The organism is Limimaricola pyoseonensis (assembly GCF_900102015.1).
In the GTDB taxonomy this organism is placed as follows: domain Bacteria; phylum Pseudomonadota; class Alphaproteobacteria; order Rhodobacterales; family Rhodobacteraceae; genus Limimaricola; species Limimaricola pyoseonensis.
Genome location: NZ_FNAT01000003.1, coordinates 111,174 through 130,538 on the forward strand (window position 1 = coordinate 111,174; position 19,365 = coordinate 130,538).

At 70.1% G+C, this 19,365-nt stretch carries 20 protein-coding genes; 14 read left to right on the top strand and 6 right to left on the bottom strand.

The genetic code is table 11. The features are described from left to right. Positions 1–44: 44 nt before the first annotated feature. From mnmH to BLT43_RS08100, 3 genes are all read right to left on the bottom strand, one after another. Positions 45–1,097: a tRNA 2-selenouridine(34) synthase MnmH gene (mnmH, locus tag BLT43_RS08090; protein ID WP_090111752.1), complete on the bottom strand. Its 1,053-nt coding sequence runs from the start codon at positions 1,095–1,097 to the stop codon at positions 45–47. Between the two features lie 358 nt (positions 1,098–1,455). Further along, positions 1,456–3,051 (bottom strand): phosphoglycerate dehydrogenase, encoded by a 1,596-nt coding sequence (gene serA, locus BLT43_RS08095; RefSeq protein WP_090111754.1) that lies wholly within the window; start codon positions 3,049–3,051, stop codon positions 1,456–1,458. 83 nt (positions 3,052–3,134) lie between these two features. Further along, positions 3,135–4,289, bottom strand: a complete 1,155-nt coding sequence (locus tag BLT43_RS08100) for a phosphoserine transaminase (RefSeq protein ID WP_090111755.1) — start codon at positions 4,287–4,289, stop codon at positions 3,135–3,137. Positions 4,290–4,448: 159 nt separating this feature from the next. Here BLT43_RS08100 and serB point away from each other — a divergent pair, with 159 nt between their 5' ends. Together serB and BLT43_RS08110 are read left to right on the top strand one after the other, a co-directional pair. Beyond that, complete coding sequence (serB, locus tag BLT43_RS08105; protein ID WP_090111757.1) at positions 4,449–5,336, top strand: phosphoserine phosphatase SerB; 888 nt, start codon at positions 4,449–4,451, stop codon at positions 5,334–5,336. 127 nt (positions 5,337–5,463) lie between these two features. Further along, positions 5,464–5,790 (top strand): YciI family protein, encoded by a 327-nt coding sequence (locus tag BLT43_RS08110; RefSeq protein WP_090111759.1) that lies wholly within the window; start codon positions 5,464–5,466, stop codon positions 5,788–5,790. A 93-nt stretch (positions 5,791–5,883) separates the two neighbouring features. On the opposite strand, the gene BLT43_RS08115 is transcribed toward BLT43_RS08110, so the two are convergent. Next, positions 5,884–6,927, bottom strand: coding sequence for an asparaginase (locus tag BLT43_RS08115; protein WP_090111760.1), 1,044 nt, complete (start codon positions 6,925–6,927; stop codon positions 5,884–5,886). Positions 6,928–7,143: 216 nt separating this feature from the next. On the opposite strand from BLT43_RS08115, the gene BLT43_RS08120 reads away from it, so the two are divergent. The 5 genes from BLT43_RS08120 (at position 7,144) to BLT43_RS08140 (ending at position 10,785) form a co-directional block, all read left to right on the top strand. Further along, positions 7,144–7,686 (top strand): invasion associated locus B family protein, encoded by a 543-nt coding sequence (locus tag BLT43_RS08120; protein WP_090111761.1) that lies wholly within the window; start codon positions 7,144–7,146, stop codon positions 7,684–7,686. A 123-nt stretch (positions 7,687–7,809) separates the two neighbouring features. Then, positions 7,810–8,985, top strand: coding sequence for a dual-specificity RNA methyltransferase RlmN (gene rlmN, locus BLT43_RS08125; RefSeq protein WP_090111763.1), 1,176 nt, complete (start codon positions 7,810–7,812; stop codon positions 8,983–8,985). Between the two features lie 41 nt (positions 8,986–9,026). Further along, complete coding sequence (locus BLT43_RS08130; RefSeq protein WP_090111765.1) at positions 9,027–9,809, top strand: hypothetical protein; 783 nt, start codon at positions 9,027–9,029, stop codon at positions 9,807–9,809. A 105-nt stretch (positions 9,810–9,914) separates the two neighbouring features. Further along, entirely contained in the window at positions 9,915–10,127 is a 213-nt protein-coding gene (locus BLT43_RS08135; RefSeq protein ID WP_090111767.1) for a hypervirulence associated TUDOR domain-containing protein, read from the top strand. Between the two features lie 91 nt (positions 10,128–10,218). Next, positions 10,219–10,785 carry a class I SAM-dependent methyltransferase gene (locus BLT43_RS08140; RefSeq protein ID WP_165612570.1) on the top strand — a complete coding sequence of 189 codons (567 nt, stop codon included), beginning with the start codon at positions 10,219–10,221 and terminating at the stop codon, positions 10,783–10,785. A gap of 81 nt (positions 10,786–10,866) precedes the next feature. Here the strand turns inward: BLT43_RS08140 and BLT43_RS08145 are convergent, their stop codons facing one another. Both BLT43_RS08145 and BLT43_RS08150 read right to left on the bottom strand, forming a co-directional pair. Further along, positions 10,867–11,733 carry an LOG family protein gene (locus BLT43_RS08145; RefSeq protein ID WP_090111771.1) on the bottom strand — a complete coding sequence of 289 codons (867 nt, stop codon included), beginning with the start codon at positions 11,731–11,733 and terminating at the stop codon, positions 10,867–10,869. A gap of 15 nt (positions 11,734–11,748) precedes the next feature. Further along, complete coding sequence (locus BLT43_RS08150; protein WP_090111773.1) at positions 11,749–12,480, bottom strand: glycosyltransferase family 25 protein; 732 nt, start codon at positions 12,478–12,480, stop codon at positions 11,749–11,751. A 115-nt stretch (positions 12,481–12,595) separates the two neighbouring features. On the opposite strand from BLT43_RS08150, the gene dapD reads away from it, so the two are divergent. The 7 genes from dapD to rnr all read left to right on the top strand — a co-directional run bounded on the left by dapD (position 12,596) and on the right by rnr (position 19,298). After that, positions 12,596–13,423, top strand: a complete 828-nt coding sequence (dapD, locus tag BLT43_RS08155) for a 2,3,4,5-tetrahydropyridine-2,6-dicarboxylate N-succinyltransferase (protein WP_090111776.1) — start codon at positions 12,596–12,598, stop codon at positions 13,421–13,423. A 58-nt stretch (positions 13,424–13,481) separates the two neighbouring features. Next, positions 13,482–14,510: a sodium:calcium antiporter gene (locus tag BLT43_RS08160; RefSeq protein WP_090111778.1), complete on the top strand. Its 1,029-nt coding sequence runs from the start codon at positions 13,482–13,484 to the stop codon at positions 14,508–14,510. 78 nt (positions 14,511–14,588) lie between these two features. Continuing rightward, the gene (locus BLT43_RS08165; RefSeq protein ID WP_090111780.1) at positions 14,589–14,846 is read left to right on the top strand and encodes a GlsB/YeaQ/YmgE family stress response membrane protein; all 258 of its coding nucleotides are present in this window, start codon (positions 14,589–14,591) and stop codon (positions 14,844–14,846) included. Positions 14,847–14,955: 109 nt separating this feature from the next. Further along, positions 14,956–15,321, top strand: a complete 366-nt coding sequence (locus BLT43_RS08170) for a hypothetical protein (RefSeq protein ID WP_090111782.1) — start codon at positions 14,956–14,958, stop codon at positions 15,319–15,321. Between the two features lie 107 nt (positions 15,322–15,428). After that, a complete protein-coding gene (gene dapE, locus BLT43_RS08175; protein ID WP_090111784.1) occupies positions 15,429–16,577 on the top strand; it encodes a succinyl-diaminopimelate desuccinylase in 1,149 nt (382 codons plus the stop codon). After that, entirely contained in the window at positions 16,574–17,002 is a 429-nt protein-coding gene (locus BLT43_RS08180; RefSeq protein WP_090111786.1) for a GNAT family N-acetyltransferase, read from the top strand. Before dapE ends, BLT43_RS08180 begins: the two co-directional genes overlap by 4 nt. Before the next feature lie 31 nt (positions 17,003–17,033). Next, entirely contained in the window at positions 17,034–19,298 is a 2,265-nt protein-coding gene (gene rnr / locus BLT43_RS08185) for a ribonuclease R (RefSeq protein WP_090111788.1), read from the top strand. The last annotated feature ends 67 nt before the right edge of the window (positions 19,299–19,365 follow it).

Here is a 19,365-nt window from a genome sequence, read left to right on the forward strand (position 1 = left end):
CTCCTGCGGTCTTTCAACCGAGGTAAGCCCCCCGCGCAGCGCCGTCAAATACCGTTCATCGCCGCCGCGATGGCGTCGGCGGCGCGGTCGAGGCCGCCCGCGTCGAGCGTCTCCGCCTCCACATGCGCGGCGAAGACCGGCGCGTGCGCGGCGCGCGAGCGGGCATAGGCCGGGTCGTAATGCTCGCGCATCAGCGCCGCCGACAGCTCGACCATGCGGCCTTCGGCCAGCAGCGTCTGCCAGCCATCGACGGTGGCGTGGCCGCGATGCGCGCGCAGCTGGTCGAGCAGGCCCGACAGCCGGGCCGGATCGGCGCTGACATCCTCGTACTCGGCGGCGAGGAAGCGGGCGCGCGCCTCGATCGGCGCGGTGATCTCGATGCGCGGCGCCTGCGTCATCGCCGCCCAAAGCGCGGGCGGCAGGGTGATGCGGCCGATCTTCGAGCTTTCGGCCTCGACCAGCACCGGGCGTTCGGGGTCGAGCCGGGCGAGGCGTTGGGCCAACTCGCTCTCGAAGCCCTTCTGCGCCGGCTGTTCGTCGGGGTCGCCACCCAGCAGCGAGCCCCGGTGGTGCGCCAGCCCCTCGAGGTCGAGCACCTGCCCGCCCCGCGCCTCCACAAGCGGCAGCAGCGCCGTCTTGGCGGTGCCGGTGAAACCGTCGAGCAGCACCAGCCGATGCAGGATCGCCGCGCCGTAGAGCGCGTCGTGCACCAGCCGCCGCCACGTCTGGTAGCCGCCCTCGACCACCTCGGCGCGCCAGCCGATCTGGCTCAGGATCGAGGCGAAGGAGTTCGAGCGCTGGCCGCCGCGCCAGCAATAGACCAAGGGCCGCCAGCGGTATTCGCGGTCCGCGAGCGGCCCGGCGATGTGGGTGGCGGCGTTGCGCGCCACGATCGCCGCGCCGATCTTGCGGGCGTCGAAGGGCGAGACCTGCTTGTAGATCGTGCCGACCTCGGCGCGTTCGGCGTTCGACAGCACCGGCAGGTTGATCGCGCCCGGCACCCGGTCCTCGGCGAACTCGGCCGGGCTGCGCACGTCGATCACGTCGTCGAAGCCGTGGTCGAGAAAGGCGGGGATGCTGTCGAAACGCGTGCTCATGCGGGCTTCTCTACAGGGGCTGCGGCAAGGCGGAAAGCGGGTGGCCCACTTCACTCCGAAAATACTCGGGCACCGCGCCGACCTCTGGTCGCGCCCTGTCCGGGGCGGCGTGCCGTGAGTATTTGGGGAGTAAAGTAGCGGCAGCAATTCCAGGACCAACGCGCGGCGGGACGTGGCGGCGCAGGTTACTTTTCTCCGGAAATACGCATGCGCCCGGATTGCTGCCGGCGCGCCGGGCGGTCGGAGCGGGCTGGCGTATTTGAAGAGAAAAGTAGGCCGGATGGGAGCGGCGGCGGAACGACGAGGGGCCGCGCTGGTCCGGCGCGGCCCCCTGCCCTGCCCTGCCCCGTGGCGGGGTTTACTCTTCGACGTCGAAGGTCAGCGCCTTCACCTGCTGGAACTTGCCGGTGTCGCGCAGCTTCTGCAGCGTCGTCTCCGGCACCGCGTCGTCGGCGTAGAGGATGGCGATCGCCTCGCCGGCGCGGGCGTTGCGGCCCAGCGTGAAGTTGGCGATGTTGACGCCGTTCTCGCCCATGATCGTGCCCAGCACGCCGATGATGCCCGGCACGTCCTGGTTGGTGGTGTAGACCATGTGGCGGCCGATCTCGGCGTCGATGTTGATGCCCTTGATCTGGATGAAGCGCGGCTTGCCGTCCGAGAACACCGTGCCCGCGACCGAACGCTCGCGCTTCTCGGTGACCACCGTGACCTTCACGTAGCCCTCGAAGGTGCCGGACTGGTCCTGCTTGGTGGTCGAGATCTGGATGCCGCGCTCCTTGGCGACCACCGGGGCCGAGACCATGTTCACGTCCGGGTTCACCTTGCGCATGATCCCCGCCACCAGCGCCGAGTTCAGCGCCGCGAGGTTCATCTCCGAGACGTTGCCGTCATAGAGGATGTTGATCGCCTTGATCGGCTCGTCGGTCATCTGGCCGATGAAGTTGCCCAAGTGCCCCGACAGGCCGATCCACGGCCCCATGATCTTCGCCTCCTCGGCGGTGATCGAGGGCATGTTGATGGCGTTGGTGACGGCCCCGGTCAGCAGGTAGTCCGACATCTGCTCGGCCACCTGCAGCGCCACGTTCTCCTGCGCCTCGGTGGTGGCCGCGCCCAGATGCGGCGTGACGACGACGTTGGGCAGGTTGAAGAGCGGCGATTCGGTCGCCGGTTCCACCGCGAAGACGTCGAAGGCGGCGCCGGCGACCCGGCCCTCCTGCAGCGCCTCGGCCAGCGCCTCCTCGTCGACGAGGCCGCCGCGGGCGCAGTTGACGATCCGCACGCTCGGCTTGAGCTTGGCGATGTTCTCGCGGCTCAGGATGTTGCGGGTCTGGTCGGTCAGCGGCACGTGCATGGTGATGAAGTCCGACCGGCCGAGCAGCGTGTCGAGGTCGACCTTCTCGACGCCGATCTCGGTGGCGCGCTCTTCCGACAGGAAGGGATCATAGGCGATCACCTTCATCTTCAGGCCATGCGCGCGGTCGATCACGATCGAGCCGATGTTGCCGGCGCCGATCACGCCCAGCGTCTTGCCGGTGACCTCGACGCCCATGAAGCGCGACTTCTCCCACTTGCCGGCATGGGTCGAGGCGTTGGCCTCCGGGATCTGGCGCGCGACCGACATCAGCATCGAGATCGCGTGCTCGGCGGTGGTGATCGAGTTGCCGAAGGGCGTGTTCATCACGATGATGCCCTTCTTGCTTGCGGCCGGGATGTCGACGTTGTCGACGCCGATGCCGGCGCGGCCGATGACCTTGAGGTTGGTCGCGCGCTCGATCAGCTTCTCGGTCGCCTTGGTGGCCGAGCGGATGGCGAGGCCGTCATAGTCGCCGATGATCTCGGCGAGCTTTTCCTTGTCCTTGCCGAGCTTCGGCTGGAAGTCGACCTCGATGCCGCGGTCGCGGAAGATCTGAACGGCGGCGTCGGAGAGGGCGTCGGAAATGAGAACCTTGGGCATTGGATGCTCCTGTGGCGGTCGGACGTCTCGCGTCCGGGGAATGGGGGAAGACGGGGCGCGTCAGGCGCGCCCCGGAAGGGGGATCAGGCGGCCTCGGCCTGCGCCGCGATCTCGGCGTGGAAGGCCCAGTCGAGCCAGGGCAGCAGCGCCTCGATGTCGCTCGTCTCGACCGTCGCGCCGCACCAGATCCGCAGGCCCGCCGGCGCGTCGCGATAGGCGCCGATGTCGAGGGCCACGCCCTCCTTCTCGAGCCGCTTGGCCACGGCCTTGGCAAACGCCGCGCCGTCCGCGATGCGGTCGTCGGTGAACTTCAGGCAGACGGAGGTGTTCGAGCGCGTGGCCTCGTCCTCGGCGAGGTTCGCAATCCAGTCGCGGCTCTCGCAGAAGTCCCAGATGGCCTGCGCGTTGGCGTCGGCGCGGGCCTTCAGCCCCTCCAGCCCGCCGACCTCGCGGCCCCAGGCCAGTGCCACGAGGTAGTCCTCGACGCAGAGCATCGACGGCGTGTTGATCGTCTCGCCCTTGAAGATGCCCTCGATCAGCTTGCCGCCCTTGGTCATGCGGAAGATCTTCGGCAGCGGCCAGGCGGGGGTGTAGCTCTCCAGCCGCTCGACCGCGCGGGGGGAGAGGATCAGCATGCCATGCGCCGCCTCGCCGCCCATCACCTTCTGCCAGGAGAAGGTGGTGACGTCGAGCTTGTCCCAGGGCAGGTCCTGCGCGAAGGCGGCCGAGGTGGCGTCGCAGATCGTGAGGCCTTCGCGGTCTGCCGGGATCGCGTCGCCGTTCGGCACGCGCACGCCCGAGGTGGTGCCGTTCCAGGTGAAGACGACGTCGGTGTCGTAGTCGAGCGACGCCATGTCGACGATCTGGCCGTAATCGGCGGTCTTCACCTCGGCGTCGATCTTGAGCTGCTTCACGACATCCGTGACCCAGCCCGCGCCGAAGCTTTCCCACGCGACCATGGTGGCCTTGCGCGCGCCCAGCAGCGACCACATCGCCATCTCGACGGCGCCGGTGTCGGAGGCGGGCACGATGCCGATGCGGTAATCGGCCGGCACGCCGAGCAGCTCGCGCGTCTCTTCGATCGCGGCGGCCAGCTTGCCCTTGCCGATCGCGGCACGGTGCGAGCGGCCGAGCGGCGCGTCGGCGAGCTTGTCGAGGCTCCAATGGGGGGGTTTGGCACAGGGGCCGGAGGAGAAACGCGGGTTCGCCGGACGGACGTCCGGAGTCGTGTTTGCCATTGCTGGTATCCTTGCAGATATGCGCCCCTCGTTGGGGAGGGGTGTCCCGCCGCCGGACATACGCGGCGTCAGCGACTTTCACAATCGCCAAAATGTCGGTAAGCGGCGCCTTGCCGCAGCAATGCGACCCCTCGCGTCTCGTATCGGAAACATCCGCCCATGTTCACCACGCTCCTGATCAACGCCCCCGACGCCGCCCCGCTCGACCCGGGCCTTGCGGAAAACCTGCGCGGCGCATGGGGCGGCGCGGCGCTCGACTGGCTCGCGCCCGGCGAGGCGGTGGAGTTCGGCATGCCCGAGATCCCGTCGAACCGCTGGCAGGTCTGGGCCGACCTGCAGGGCATGGGCGTCGATCTCGTGGTGCAAAGGACCGCGGCCCGGCGCAAGAGGATGCTGCTCGCCGACATGGACAGCACCATGATCGAGCAGGAATGCATCGACGAGCTGGCCGACGAGGCGGGCGTCGGCGCGCGCGTGGCCGAGATCACCAAGCGCGCCATGAACGGCGAGCTGGATTTCGAGGGCGCGCTGATCGAGCGGGTCGGGCTGCTCGCGGGCCTCGACGAGGCGGTGATCGCCCGCGTGCTCGAGACCCGCATCACCCACATGCCGGGCGGGCGGGCGCTGATCGCCACGATGAAGGCGCATGGCGGCCACGCGGCGTTGGTCTCGGGCGGCTTCACCGCCTTCACCGAGAAGGTCGCCGCGGCGCTGGGCTTCGACGAGCACCGCGCCAACACGCTTCTGGCCGAAGACGGCCGGCTGACTGGCGAGGTCGCGCGCCCCATCCTCGGGCGCGAGGCCAAGGTGCAGGCGCTGCACGAGATCACCGCGCGGCTCGGCATCGCGCCCGACGACGTGATCGCGGTGGGCGACGGCGCCAACGATCTCGGCATGCTGGGCCTTGCCGGAACGGGCGTGGCGCTGCACGCCAAGCCGGTGGTGGCCGAGCAGTGCGAGGTGCGGATCAACCACGGCGACCTGACCGCGCTGCTCTACCTGCAGGGCTACCGCCGTTCCGAGTTCTCCGACGGGCTCCCTGCCTGAGCGCACGAGCCTTCGAGTTCACGTTTTGATCTTGCCCGAATCGCCGCCCCGGGGGACACTCCGGGGCGAGGCAGATCCATGCGCGGGACCCATCGGGGCAGCAGCCACGACAAGGGGGAAGACGGCCATGGCCGACAAGCGTTTCATGTATATCTACCACGGCGGCGGCGACATGCGGCCGCCCGAGACCGAAGAGGCCCGCACCGCCGAGATGGCGCGCTGGCAAAGCTGGATGGACGGCATCCGCGACCATATCGACGACGAGGGCGCGCCCGCGGGCCAATCGCACACCGTGCGCCGCGACGGCGTCGCGCATGACGGCGGGCCGAACCCGGTCTTCGGCTACACGCTGGTCCATGCCGCCGACATCGACGAGGCGATCGAGATGGCGAAGGACTGCCCGATGGTGCTCGACGGCGGCAGCATCGAGGTCTGCGAGGCGGTGCAGATGTGACACCGCCGACGGCGTGACGGCAAAAAAAGAACGACCGGCCCGAGGGGCCGGCCGTTTCCGGTTGGAGCTTCCGGTTGGACGGGGGGGGCGGCCTCAGCCCAGCAGCGCCGCCGCCGGCCGGATCGCGCCCACCTCCATGCCGCGGCGGTTGGTCAGCACCGGCGTCATCCGCTTCACCGCCGCCGGGGCGGCGGGGTCGAGCACGCCGAGCCGCACCAGGATCGCCGCGATGGCGCATTCGCTGGCGCGGGTGGTGCCGTCGGTGATCTTGACCGCGACGCCCAGCTGCTGGCCCGGCAGGATCGCGGTGAACACGCCCTCGGCGCCGGTCTTGATCGCCACGCCGTCCATGGCGCGCATCAGCTCGGTGCAGGCCCGCCCCTCGCCGGCCACCAGCTCGGGATGCGCGGCCATCGCCTCGCGCAGCCGCACCATCGCCTTCTCGCGCGTCGAGCCCTCGGGACGGGCGGCGGCGAATCGGGCCATGGCGCGGGCCAGACCGGTCATCGTGGTGGCGAAGTTCGGCGCCGCGCAGCCATCGATGCCGTAGAACGGGCTCGGCTCGCCGGTCACCTCCTCGAAGGCCTGGCGAATCGCCTGCTGCACCGGGTGGTCGGGCGCCTCGTAGTCCGGCCCGCCGCCGATATGCCTGTTCAGCGTCAGAAAGCCCGCATGCTTGCCCGAGCAGTTGTTGTGGATCTGCCGGGCCGCGCCATGCGCCCGGATCAGCGCGTCGCGCGTCGGGATGTCGCGCGGCGTCTCGGGGCCGCAGCGGTAATCCTCGTCCGACAGCCCCTGCGCCGCCAGCCAGCGCGAGATCGGGTCGGAATGGATCGCCGCCCCCTGGTGGCTGGCGCAGGCCAGAGCCAGCTCCTGCGGGCCGAGGCCGGCGGCATCGGCCGCGCCGCTCTCGATCAGCGGCAGCGCCTGGATCATCTTGCACGACGAGCGCGGGTAGATCACCGCGCCCGGATCGCCCAGCGACCAGACGACGCGCCCCGACGCGTCGCAGACCACGGCATGGCCGCGATGCACGCTCTCGACCCGCCCGCCGCGCGTCACCTCGACCAAGACGGCGTCCTGGCTGGCGGGGCTTGCGGGGCTCTGGGCTTCGTGCAGCTGCTCGGTTCCGTCCATCTTTCCTCCGACATGGCGACCCGTGGCATATAGGTCACGGTTCCCGCCGCTGCCAGAGACAGGCTTGGCTGGGCGGGAATCCGCGCAGACTCGTGACCGGGCGGGTCTTTCCCAAGCGGCACGATCTTTGATAGGTCACTGGCTATCGAGTTGAACCCGCCCCTTCCAGTCGAAAAGGCGCCGGGGGCACAGAGGCCAGCAGCTGGAGGCTGTAGAATGATGAAACGACTGTTCCGTGCGCTTGCCCCCCTGACCGCGGGGGCCGCCCTTGCCGCGGCCGCCGCCACGGGCGCGCTCGCGCAGGAGGCGTCGAATCGCGTCGCCGCCAACACCGACTGGAGCGTGTTCCAGGAAAGCGACCCGGCCGAGTGCTTCGGCGTCTCGGCGCCCAAGGAACAGCTCAACACCAAGGACGGCCAGCCGGTCACGGTGAGCCGCGGCGAGACGCTGCTCTTCGTCTTCTACCGCCCCGGCCAGGGCGTGGACGGCCAGGTGACCTTCACCGGCGGCTATCCCTTCGCCTCGGGCTCGACCGTGACGCTCGAGGTCGCCGGCCGCGAGTTCCAGCTCTTCACCGAGGGCGACTGGGCCTGGCCTGCCACCCCCGAGGACGACGCCCGCATCGTCGCCGCGATGAAGGGCGGCGCCGAGGCGGTCGTCACCGGCGTCTCGGGCCGCGGCACCACCACCCGCGACACCTTCTCGCTGATGGGCTTCACCGCCGCGGTCGAAGAGGCCGCCAAGCGCTGCGCCACCTGAGCGCCCGCGCCCCCTTTAGGGCGCGCCAGTTTCGAACGTGACCCGAAAGCGGGGCCGGTTTTCCTTGATGACCGGCCCCGCTTTCCCATATCTGCCGGATCATCCCGGCCGCGAGGTACCCCCATGACCGCCACCGCCCCGATCACACAGGACCTGGTGACCATCCCGCGCAAGGCGCCGGAGGGGCCGGTCAACCTCGTCGGCCTGACCCGGCCGGCGCTGCGCGAGGCGCTCCTGGCCGCCGGCACGCCGGAAAAGCAGGTCAAGATGCGGGTGAACCAGGTCTGGCAGTGGATCTACCACTGGGGCGTGCGCGACTTCGAGGAGATGACCAACCTCGCCAAGCCGTACCGCGAGCTCCTGGCCGCGAACTTCGTCATCGGCCTGCCCGAGATCGTCTCGAAGCAGGTCTCGACCGACGGCACCCGCAAGTACCTCGTGCGCATTGCCGGCGGCCACGAGGTCGAGACGGTCTACATCCCCGAGGACGAGCGCGGCACGCTGTGCATCTCGTCTCAGGTCGGCTGCACGCTGACCTGCTCCTTCTGCCACACCGGCACCCAGAAGCTGGTGCGCAACCTCACCCCGGGCGAGATCATCGGCCAGGTGATGATCGTGCGCGACGACCTCGCTGAATGGCCGCGCCCCGGCGTGCCGAAGGAGGAGCGCCGGCTGCTGTCGAACATCGTGCTGATGGGCATGGGCGAGCCGCTCTACAATTTCGAGGGCGTGCGCGACGCCATGCAGATCGCCATGGACGGCGAGGGCATAGCGCTGTCGCGCCGCCGCATCACGCTGTCGACCTCCGGCGTCGTGCCCGAGATCGCGCGCACCGCGGAAGAGATCGGCTGCATGCTGGCGGTGAGCTTCCACGCCACCACCGACGAGGTGCGCGACAAGCTGGTGCCGATCAACAAGAAGTGGAACATCGAGAAGCTTCTGGAGGCGCTCAAGGCCTATCCCAAGCTGTCGAATTCCGAGCGCATCACCTTCGAGTACGTGATGCTGAAGGACGTCAACGACAGCGACGAGGACGCGCGCCGCCTGGTGAAGCTGATCGAGGGCATTCCCGCGAAGATCAACCTGATCCCCTTCAACGAGTGGCCCGGCTCGCCCTACGAGCGCTCCTCGAACAACCGGATCCGCGCCTTCGCCGACATCATCTACAAGGCCGGCTACGCCAGCCCGATCCGCACGCCGCGCGGCGAGGACATCATGGCCGCCTGCGGCCAGCTGAAATCGGCGACCGAGCGGCAGCGCAAGAGCCGCGCCCAGATCGAGGCCGAGGCACGGGCATAATCAACGGGCCCCGCAACGCGGGCCGACAGGGGGGAACGACAGTGCAGATCAAGCTCAACGACATCGCCTTCGAGGTCAGCGCGGTGGAAGGCCCGCTGCGCGCGGCGATCCTTTCCGACCCGCTGATCGGCCGGGCGATCTGGCGCGACGTCTGGGCCTGGGACCAGGCCGCGCAGGAGGGCAAGCCGCTCGGGCCGCTGACCCAGAACGGCTCGATCCCGCTGGCCAACGGCATCTCCTTCTTCGTGCCGAAATCGGGCGGCACCGAGAAGAACGAGAGCGCCTCGAAGACCTCGGGCGAGCGCTTTCTCAAGGCGCTGAACGTCAAATCCTCGATCGACGTGCTCAAGGCGATGGCGCGGCTTCTGGGCATGCCGCAGAAGACCCTGCCCAAGGAGTTCGACGCGCTGAAGCCGGTGGCCTCGTACCAGCTGAAGATGCACGTCGAGCACTCCGTCGTGCGGCTGCGCAACGCCAGCCGCAACCTGCAGGCCTACATCCTGATCCCCGGCCAGATCGGCTTCCACCACGAGATCACCGCGATCGGCGACCAGGAAGGCTACGACGCGCTGGTGGCCGAGAAGCCCGAGCTGAAGAGCCTGACGCCGCTCTTCCTCGTGCCGGCGCGCAGCAAGGCCAACCGCGAGATGCGCGCCACCGCGCTGATGACGCGCCAGCGCGAGCTGGTGGCCGAGGCGCAGGGCCAGGACCCGGCGCCCGAGGCGCTGCGGATGCAGATCGGCCGGGTGCAGGCGGAGCTTCGGATGCTGGCACAGGCTGCCAACCAGACCCGCCAGCCGCAGCGCCCGACCGCCCGCGCCTGACGCGCGCCTGAGACCTCTCGCCTGAGACCTCGCGTCGCGGGGCCGGAACGCCGGCCCCGCCCCCGCCGTTTCGGCCCCGAACCGACGCAGCGGAAAGGACGCGCCATGGCCTACAGCGAAGGCGACAAGGTGAAATGGGAGTGGGGCAACGGCACCGGCACCGGCAAGGTGACCAAGGTCTACCACCAGAAGATCACCAAGAAGATCGACGGCTCTGAGATCACCCGCGACGCCAGCCAGGACGACCCGGCCTACCTGATCGAGCAGGATGACGGCTCCGAGGTGCTGAAGGGCGACTCGGAGGTCAAGAAGGCCTGACCGGGGCGCGGGCCCCGGCCCGCCTCCCTTTCGGGACTCTAGGGAAGCCCCCCACCGATCGCGGCGATCCGCCATGCGGGCCGGATCGGCGATGCATGGCGAGATTCACTTCGCCCTTTTCGGCCGGCCGCGCTACCCAGACGCCATGGCCTACGATTACGACAAGCTCTACGGCGAGACCCCCGACGCGCTTGGCAGCCCGACAAAGGCCTTCGTCGATTTCTTCGACCGGTTCGGGCCGAAGCCGACGCGCGTGCTCGATGTCGGATGCGGTCAGGGCCGTGACGCGCTGTTCATCGCGAGGCGGGGTCACTCCGTTCTGGACGTGGACCTGTCGCCGAACGGCATCAGCGACCTCGAGGCCGCCGCGCGACAGGACGGGCTGGCGATCGAGGCCGTCGTCGCGGACGTCACGACCTACACCCCTCCGGGCCTGTTCGGCGTCATCGTGATCGACCGCACGCTTCACATGCTCGGCCGGGCCGAGCGGATGTCGGTTCTCGCCGCCCTGCTCGATCACGTGGAGGATCATGGCTGGCTGCTGATCGCAGACGAGCCATCGAACATGGCGGATTTCAGGTCCGTCCTGTCGGCGCATCGCGCCGAGTGGGCGACCGAATACCAAGCAAGTGGCTACCTGTTCGCCAAGCGCGCCTGACAGGGCCTCCGGCCCCGAAAGCGGGAGCGGCACGCCTTGCCGACGGGCCTGATGGCAAGGGGCGCCGCGGCGCCCCTTTCGTTACTCGGCCCGGCCGGGGATGTGCTCGCGCCGCTCGCCGGCGTGCTCCCAATTCGCCATCGCCTCCAGCGCCTCCTCGGCGGTCTCGACGAAGCGGAACAGCTGCAGGTCCTCCTCGGCGATGGTGCCGGCCTCCGCCAGCGCCTGCCAGTCGACGATCCGCTCCCAGAACTTGCGGCCGAACAGCAGGAACGGCACCCGCCGCATCCGCCCGGTCTGGATCAGCGTCAGCGACTCGAACATCTCGTCGAGCGTGCCGAATCCGCCCGGGAAGACGCAGATCGCGCTGGCGCGCATCAGGAAATGCATCTTGCGGATCGCGAAGTAGTGGAAGTTGAAGGCGAGCTCCGGCGTCACGTAGGCGTTGGGCGCCTGCTCGTGCGGCAGCACGATGTTGAGCCCGACCGAACGCCCGCCCGCCTCGTGCGCGCCGCGATTGCCGGCCTCCATCACGCCGGGGCCGCCGCCGGTGACGATGACGTTCTCGGTGCCGTTCGAGGATCTGAGCGACTCCTCGGTGATCCGACGCGCGAAGACCCGCGCCTCCTCGTAGAAGGCCGACAGCTCGGCCAGCGTCTCGGTGCGCGCGGTGTGCTTCTGGGCCGCCTCGGGGATGCGCGCGCCGCCGAACAGCACCACGGCCGAGTTCACCTCGGCCTCGTTCATCAGGAGTTCCGGCTTCAGAAGCTCCAGCTGCAGCCGCACCGGGCGCAGCGCCTCGCGCACCATGAAATCCTCGTCGAGGAAGGCGAGCCGGTAGGCCGGCGAGCGGGTCTGCGGCGTGTCGGGGATCTGGCCCGTGGTGATCCGGTCCTCGCGGCTGTCGCGGAACGACTCCTTGCGGGGCTGCGGCGGGGTCTTGGTCATGCGGTCTCCGGAAGCTCAGATGGCGCGCAGGCGGTTGCGCAGGCGGCGCGCGCCGCCGATCACCGTGCGTAGCAGCGGGGCCCGGTCTTTCCAACCCGGCGCGCTGACATCGGTGCGCGAGGCGCGCTGGTAGGCCAGCGCCGGCTGGGCCAGCACCGCCGGCAGGTCGGGCCGCGCCCGCCGCCACCAGCCATAGGCGCCGTCCACGTCCATCGGCCCGCCCTCGGGCGCGCCCTCGGGCCGCGCCGCCATGGCGCGCAGGTGGTCGCGGGCCGAGCCGATGGCGTCGCCGCGCAGCCCGATGAAATGCGTCTGCAGCAGGTCGCGCCCGGGCGGCAGCGGTACCAGCGCGGGCGCCGCGCGCGAGGCCGCGTGGCCGCCATGCAGGAAGGCCCAATCCCGCTCGCGCCAGCCGGTGATCTCGGCCGGATCGGCGCGCAGAAGGCCCGGCGAGACGTCCATGTCGTCCTCGAGGATCGCGATCGCCCCGTGCCCCGCCGCCACCGCGCGGTCGAGCACGGCGAGATGGCTCTCGTAGCAGCCGCGCGCGCCGATGCTGCGCCAGCCGCCGCGGCTCTCGGGCCTGAGCGCCGGCACCCGCTCGACGGCCGGGTGCTCGAGCGACAGGCCGAGCCGCGCGAGCTGGGCCGCGATCTCGGCCCGGCGGTCGGGGCGGCTGTCGAGGTTGATGACGTAGAGCCGGTCGAACAGCGCCAGCAGCGCCGCGCCATGCGCAGTGGAGGTCATGCGGGGGCCTGGCTCCGGGTTCGGGCGCGCGCCGCGCCGGTTGACGCCGGGACGGTTGCACAAAGACCCCGCGCGATCTAGTCCCGGACCCGTATCCGCCACCGGAGGGACAGGGATGACCATCGCACAGCTCGAAACCGCCATCGAAGCCGCCTGGGAGGCGCGCGACACCATCACGCCCCAGACCGGCGGCGAGACCCGCGAGGCGATCGAGGACACGCTGAACGCGCTCGACCGCGGCGAGCTGCGGGTGGCCGAGAAGGCCGATGGCGGCGACTGGAAAGTGAACCAGTGGGCCAAGAAGGCGGTGCTGCTGGGCTTCCGCATCAAGGACATGGAGATGCAGCCGGGCGGCCCGCAGGGCGGCGGCTGGTGGGACAAGGTCGACAGCAAGTTCGCCGGCTGGGGCGAGAACCGCTGGCGCGACGCGGGCTTCCGCGCCGTGCCGAACGCGGTGGTGCGCAAGTCGGCCTACATCGCGCCGGGCGTGGTGCTGATGCCCTCCTTCGTCAATCTCGGCGCCTATGTCGACAGCGGCACCATGGTCGACACCTGGGCCACGGTCGGCTCCTGCGCGCAGATCGGCAAGAACGTGCACCTCTCGGGCGGCGTCGGCATCGGCGGCGTGCTGGAACCCTTGCAGGCCGATCCGACCATCATCGAGGACAACTGCTTCATCGGCGCCCGCTCCGAGGTGGTCGAGGGCTGCATCGTGCGCGAGGGCTCGGTGCTCGGCATGGGCGTCTACATCGGCAAGTCCACCAAGATCTTCGACCGCGAGACCGGCGAAGTGAGCTACGGCGAGATCCCGCCCTACTCGGTGGTGGTCTCGGGCTCGCTGCCCTCGAAGGGCGGCGTGAACCTCTACTGCGCGGTGATCGTCAAGAAGGTCGACGAGAAGACCCGCGCCAAGACCGGCATCAACGAACTGCTGCGCGACTGATCCCCTAGACCGGCCCCGCGCGGCGGAACTCCGCGCCGGGGCCGGCCCTTGGGGGGGCATGATCAAGGACCTGCCCCTGCCGCTTCTTCTGGCCGTCTTCGCGCTCGCGGGGGCGGCCGTCGTGTTTTCGTCGATCCGCGCCACGCGGCTCGCCGACATCATCGCCGACCGCACCCGCATGGGCGAGGCGATGGTCGGCGGCATCATCCTGGGCGGCGCGACGTCGCTCGCGGGCGTGGTGGTCTCGGTCAACGCCGCGCTCTCGGGCGACGCATCCTTCGCCTTCTCGAACGCGGTGGGCGGGATCGCGGCGCAGACCCTGTTCCTCGCCATCGCCGACCTGATCTACCGCCGCGCCAACCTCGAACATGCCGCCGCCGAGCCCGCCAACCTGATCCAGGCGGTGATGCTGATGATCCTGCTCAGCCTGCCGCTCTGCGCCATCGCCGGGCCGGAGATCGCCTATCTCGGCGTGCACCCGGTCTCGGTGGTGCTGTTTCTCGCCTATCTCTACGGGGTGCGGCTCTCGGCGCGGGTCTCCGAGCAGCCGATGTGGCGGCCGGTGATGACGTCGGACACCCGCACCGACGAGCCCGAGGATTCCGAGGAGGCCAACCGCTCGGCCCGCGGCCCGGCGCTGCGTTTCGCCGCGCTCGTCGCGGTGATGGGCCTCGGCGGCTGGGTGATCAGCCAGGTCGGCGGCACCTTCATTGAGCGCTTCGGCCTGCGCTCGAGCCTCGTGGGCTCGCTGATCACCGCCGTCGTGACCTCGCTGCCGGAATTCGTCACCACGCTGGTCGCGGTGCGGCGCGGCGCGCTGCAGCTCGCGGTGGGCGGCATCATCGGCGGCAACACCTTCGACACGCTGTTCCTCGTGGCCTCTGACCTGAGCTTCCGCGACGGCTCGCTCTACCACGCGATGGGCACGAGCGACCTCTACTGGCTCGGCACCGGCCTTCTGATGACCGGCATCCTGCTGGCCGGCCTGATCGCCCGGCAGCGCCGCGGCCCGGCCCGGATCGGCTTCGAGAGCGTGGCGATGCTCGGCGTCTACCTCGTGGCGGTGATCATCGAGGTGATGGGCTGAGCGCGGAACGCGACGGCCGGTCGCGGTGTTGCCGCTCCGAGAGCCGGGCGGTTCCCGGCAAAATGACGGAGTGACGACATGAGCGGTGTGGGTTGGTTCACGGCCATCATCATCGGCGCGATCGCCGGCTGGCTGGCCGAGAAGTTCATGAAGGCCGACATGGGCCTTCTGATGAACATCATCCTCGGGATACTCGGGGCGATGCTGTTCAACTTCCTCCTCGGTCTCGTGGGCGGCGGGCTCTCGGGGTTCTGGGGGTCGCTGATCGCCGGATTCATCGGCGCCTGCATCCTGATCGGCGTCGCGCGGATGATCCGCGGCAAGAAGCACGGCTGATCCGCCGCCGCGACGATGTCTTCGGGACCCCGCGCCATCGGCGCGGGGTCTTGCGCATCAAGGCCAGCGGTGCCACCTGCGGCCCGTGACTGGACGAGAGGCCGAAGCCATGGCGCGCGACACCGACAAGACCAAGCGGACCCAGCAGGTCTACACCCTGCTCGTGGAAGTCGGCCGCAGGACCGGCGACGGCCTGCCCGACGGCGCGACCGGCGCGGCGCTGATGTGCTACGCCTCCGGCGTCGACGAGGCCGAGGCGGTGCGCGAGACCGTCGCCATCCTCAAGCAGGCCGACCTCGCGCCGCTCGACGTCACAGGCTACGGCACGCTCGAGGAGCGGCTGGCCGAGGGCCACGACATCGAGGCCGACGAGCGCGAGCTGATGCAGCGCGCGCTCGACGAGAACTCGGTGATCGTCGCGCAGATGACCCCCTTCTTCGAGGACGCCAAGGGCGGCTCCGACACGCTGCACTGACGCGGGGCACTGACGCGGGGCCCGCGCCTCGCGCGAGACTCCGCCCGGCGTTGAAACCCCGCGCCCCGCGCGCTACCCCTTTGCGGCACCGCGCGAGGAGGACCGCCATGCCCGCCCCCATCGATCCCGCCGATCTCACCGCGCGGCTGATCCGCTGCCCCTCGGTCACGCCAGAGGAGGGCGGCGCGCTGGGCCTGCTGCAGGAGATGCTGGAAGAGGCCGGCTTCGACTGCACCCGCGTGCCGCGCGGCGGCATCGACAACCTCTTCGCCCGCTGGGGCGACAGGGGCGCGGCGAAGAGCTTCGGCTTCAACGGCCACACCGACGTGGTGCCGGTGGGCAACCGCGACGACTGGAGCTTCGACCCGTTCGGCGCCGAGGAGAAGGACGGCCAGCTCTACGGCCGCGGTGCCTGCGACATGAAGTCGGGCGTCGCCGCCTTCGCCGCCGCCGCGATCGACTTCGTCCGGACCACGCCGCCCGAGGGCGCGGTGATCCTGACCATCACCGGCGACGAGGAGGGCGACGGTATCGACGGCACCGCCGCGCTGCTCGACTGGATGGACGAGACGGGCGAGAAGATGGATGTCTGCCTTGTCGGCGAGCCGACCTGCCCCGAGACGTTCGGCGAGATGATCAAGATCGGCCGCCGCGGCTCGATGAACGCGCATCTGACCGTGACCGGCACGCAGGGCCACTCCGCCTACCCGCACCGCGCCAACAACCCGATCCCGGCCATGGCGCGCCTCGTCGACCGGCTGTCGAGCCACGAGCTCGACCAGGGCACCGAGCATTTCGACGCCTCGACGCTGGCGGTGGTGACGATCGACACCGGCAACCCGGCCACCAACGTGATCCCGCGCCAGTGCCGCGCCACGCTCAACATCCGCTTCAACGACCTACATTCGGGCGCGAGCCTGACCGAGTGGCTGCAGGCCGAGACCCGCTGGGTGACGGAGGAGTTCGGCGTCGGGATCGACATGCAGGTGAAGGTCTCTGGCGAGGCCTTCCTCACCCCGCCGGGCCGGCTGTCGCAGCTCGTCTCGCAGGCGGTCGAGGCCGAGACCGGCACGCTGCCGGTGCTGTCGACGACCGGCGGCACCTCGGATGCGCGCTTCGTCAAGGCGCATTGCCCGGTGGTCGAGTTCGGGCTGGTCGGCCAGACCATGCACCAGGTCGACGAGCGGGTGGAGGTCGACCAGATCCACCGGCTGAAATCGGTCTATGGCCGCATCCTGAAGGACTATTTCGCATGAGCCTGCGCGTCACCGAGACCGACGATCTCGCCGCCTGCCACGCGCTGCGCCGCACCGTCTTCATCGAGGAGCAGAACGTCTCCGAGGCCGAGGAGATGGACGGGCTCGACGGCGAGGCGGTCCACCTGCTGGCCACGCTCGACGGGAGCCCGGTCGGCACGGCGCGGCTGCTGCTCAGGGGCGAGACCGGCAAGATCGGCCGGGTCGCGGTGCTCAGCGAACATCGCGGCGCCGGGATCGGCGCGGCGATCATGCGCAAGGCCGAGGAGGTGCTGCGCGCCCGGCCCGGCGTGACCCGGCTGTACCTCTCGGCCCAGACCCATGCCCTGCCCTTCTACGAGCGGCTCGGCTACGTGGCCTACGGGCCGGAATACGACGACGCCGGCATTCCGCATCGTGACATGGAGCTGTCGCTTCTTCCGTGACGACCCCCCATGCGCGTGCTACCTGCCCGCCATGAACAGATTGCCCTCCAAGGACGAGATCCTGCAGTGGATCTCGGACAACCCGACCCAGACCGCCAAGCGCGACATCGCCAAGGCCTTCGGCATCAAGGGCGCGGCGCGGATCGACCTGAAGCGCGTGCTGCGCGAGCTCGAGGCCGAGGGGCATCTCGAGAAGCGCCGCCGCAGCTACCGCGACCCCGACCGCCTGCCGCCCGTGAGCGTGCTCTCGGTGCTGCCGCCCGACGAGAACGGCGACCTCTGGGCCCAGCCGCTCGAATGGCATGGCGAGGGCGACGAGCCGCGCGTGCTCATCCTGCCGCGCGAGAGCGACCCGGCGATGGGCGCGGGCGACCGGCTGCTGGCCAAGCTCACCGCCACGCCGGGCGAGGATCAGGACTACACCGCGCGGCTGATCCGCAAGATCGGCACCAACCCGCTGCGCATCCTCGGCGTGTTCCGCAAGGGCTCGGAAGGCGGGCGGATCGTGCCGATCGACAAGGGCGTCGACAAGCAGTGGATCGTCCCCGAGGGCGCCGAGCACGGCGCCAGGGACGGCGAGCTGGTCGAGGCCGAGCAGGCCGGCCCCAAGGGCCGCCTCGGCCTGCCCAAGGCGCGCATCACCTCGCGGCTGGGCGACCCGACCGAGCCGCGCGCGGTGTCGCTGATCGCGATCCACCAGCACGGCATCCCCGACCACTTCCCCGACAAGGTGCTCGAGGAAGCCGACAGGATGAAGCCCGCGGGCCTCAAGGGCCGCACCGACCTGCGCGAGCTGCCGCTCGTGACCATCGACCCGTCGGATGCGCGCGACCATGACGACGCGGTGCTGGCGCAGCCCGACGACGACCCCGAGAACGAGGGCGGCCACATCCTGTGGGTCGCCATCGCCGACGTCGCGCATTACGTGACCCCGGGCTCCGCGCTCGACCGCGAGGCGCGCAAGCGCGGCAATTCCACCTATTTCCCCGACCGGGTCGTGCCGATGCTGCCCGACCGGCTCTCGGGCGACCTGTGCAGCTTGCACGAAGGCGTGCCGCGCGCGGTGCTCGTCGCGCGCATCCGCATCGACCGGCATGGCGAGAAGATCTCCCACCGCTTCGAGCGGGCGCTGATGCGCTCGGCCGCCTCGCTCTCCTACGAGGAGGCGCAGACCGCGATCGACGGCGCGCCCTCCGACCGCGCCGCCACCCTGCTCGATCCGGTGCTGCGCCCGCTCTGGGCGGCCTACGGCGCGCTCAGGCAGGCGCGCGAGCGGCGCCAGCCGCTGGAACTGGACCTGCCCGAGCGGCGGATCGAGATCGACGCGGCGGGCAAGGTCGCCTCGATCTCCTTCAAGGAGCGGCTCGACGCGCACCGGCTGATCGAGGAGTTCATGGTGCTGGCCAATGTCTGCGCCGCCGAGACCCTGATCGCCAAGCGCCAGCCGCTGCTGTTCCGCGTCCACGAGGAGCCCAACCCCGACAAGCTCGAGGCGCTGCGCGAGGTGGTGAAGGGCTCGGGCCTGACGCTGGCCAAGGGGCAGGTGCTGAAGACCGCGCATCTCAACCGGCTGCTGGAGCAGGCCGAGGGCACCGAGCAGGACGAGCTGATCAACCTCGCCACGCTGCGCTCGATGACGCAGGCCTATTACAACCCCGAGAATTTCGGCCATTTCGGCCTCGCGCTCAGGGACTACGCGCATTTCACGTCGCCGATCCGGCGCTATTCCGACCTGATCGTGCATCGCGGCCTGATTTCGGCGCATGGCTGGGGCAAGGACGGCCTGTCGGAGGTCGACATCGAGCAGCTCGAGGCCACCGCCAAGCAGATCTCCGACACCGAGCGCCGCTCGATGCTGGCCGAGCGCGACACCACCGACCGCTACCTCGCCGCCTACATGTCCGAGCGGCTGGGCACCGAGCTGCCGGGCCGGATCAGCGGCGTGGCGCGGTTCGGGCTGTTCGTGAAGCTCGACGAGACCGGCGCCGACGCACTGGTGCCGATCCGCTCGCTGGGGAACGAGTTCTTTCACCACGACGCCGAGAGCCAGACCCTGATGGGCGCCGACAGCGGCCAGGTGATCGGGCTGGGCCAGCGGGTGCTGGTGCGGCTGGTCGAGGCGGCGCCGATCTCGGGCGGGCTGATCGCCGAACTGCTCGAGATCGAGGGCAAGAGCCTGCCGCGCGGGCCCGCGCGCCGCTCGGCCAAGCCGGGCAAGCGCAAGCTCGCCGTCGCCAAGAAGAAGGAAGCCGCCAAGGCCAAGAAGGAAAAGCGCAAGGTCACGCGCCGGCGCTGACATGCCGCGCCGGGGGCCGCCCCCGGCGTGGAACCCGCCCTGCCGCCGCTGGTTCGCCCCATGCATA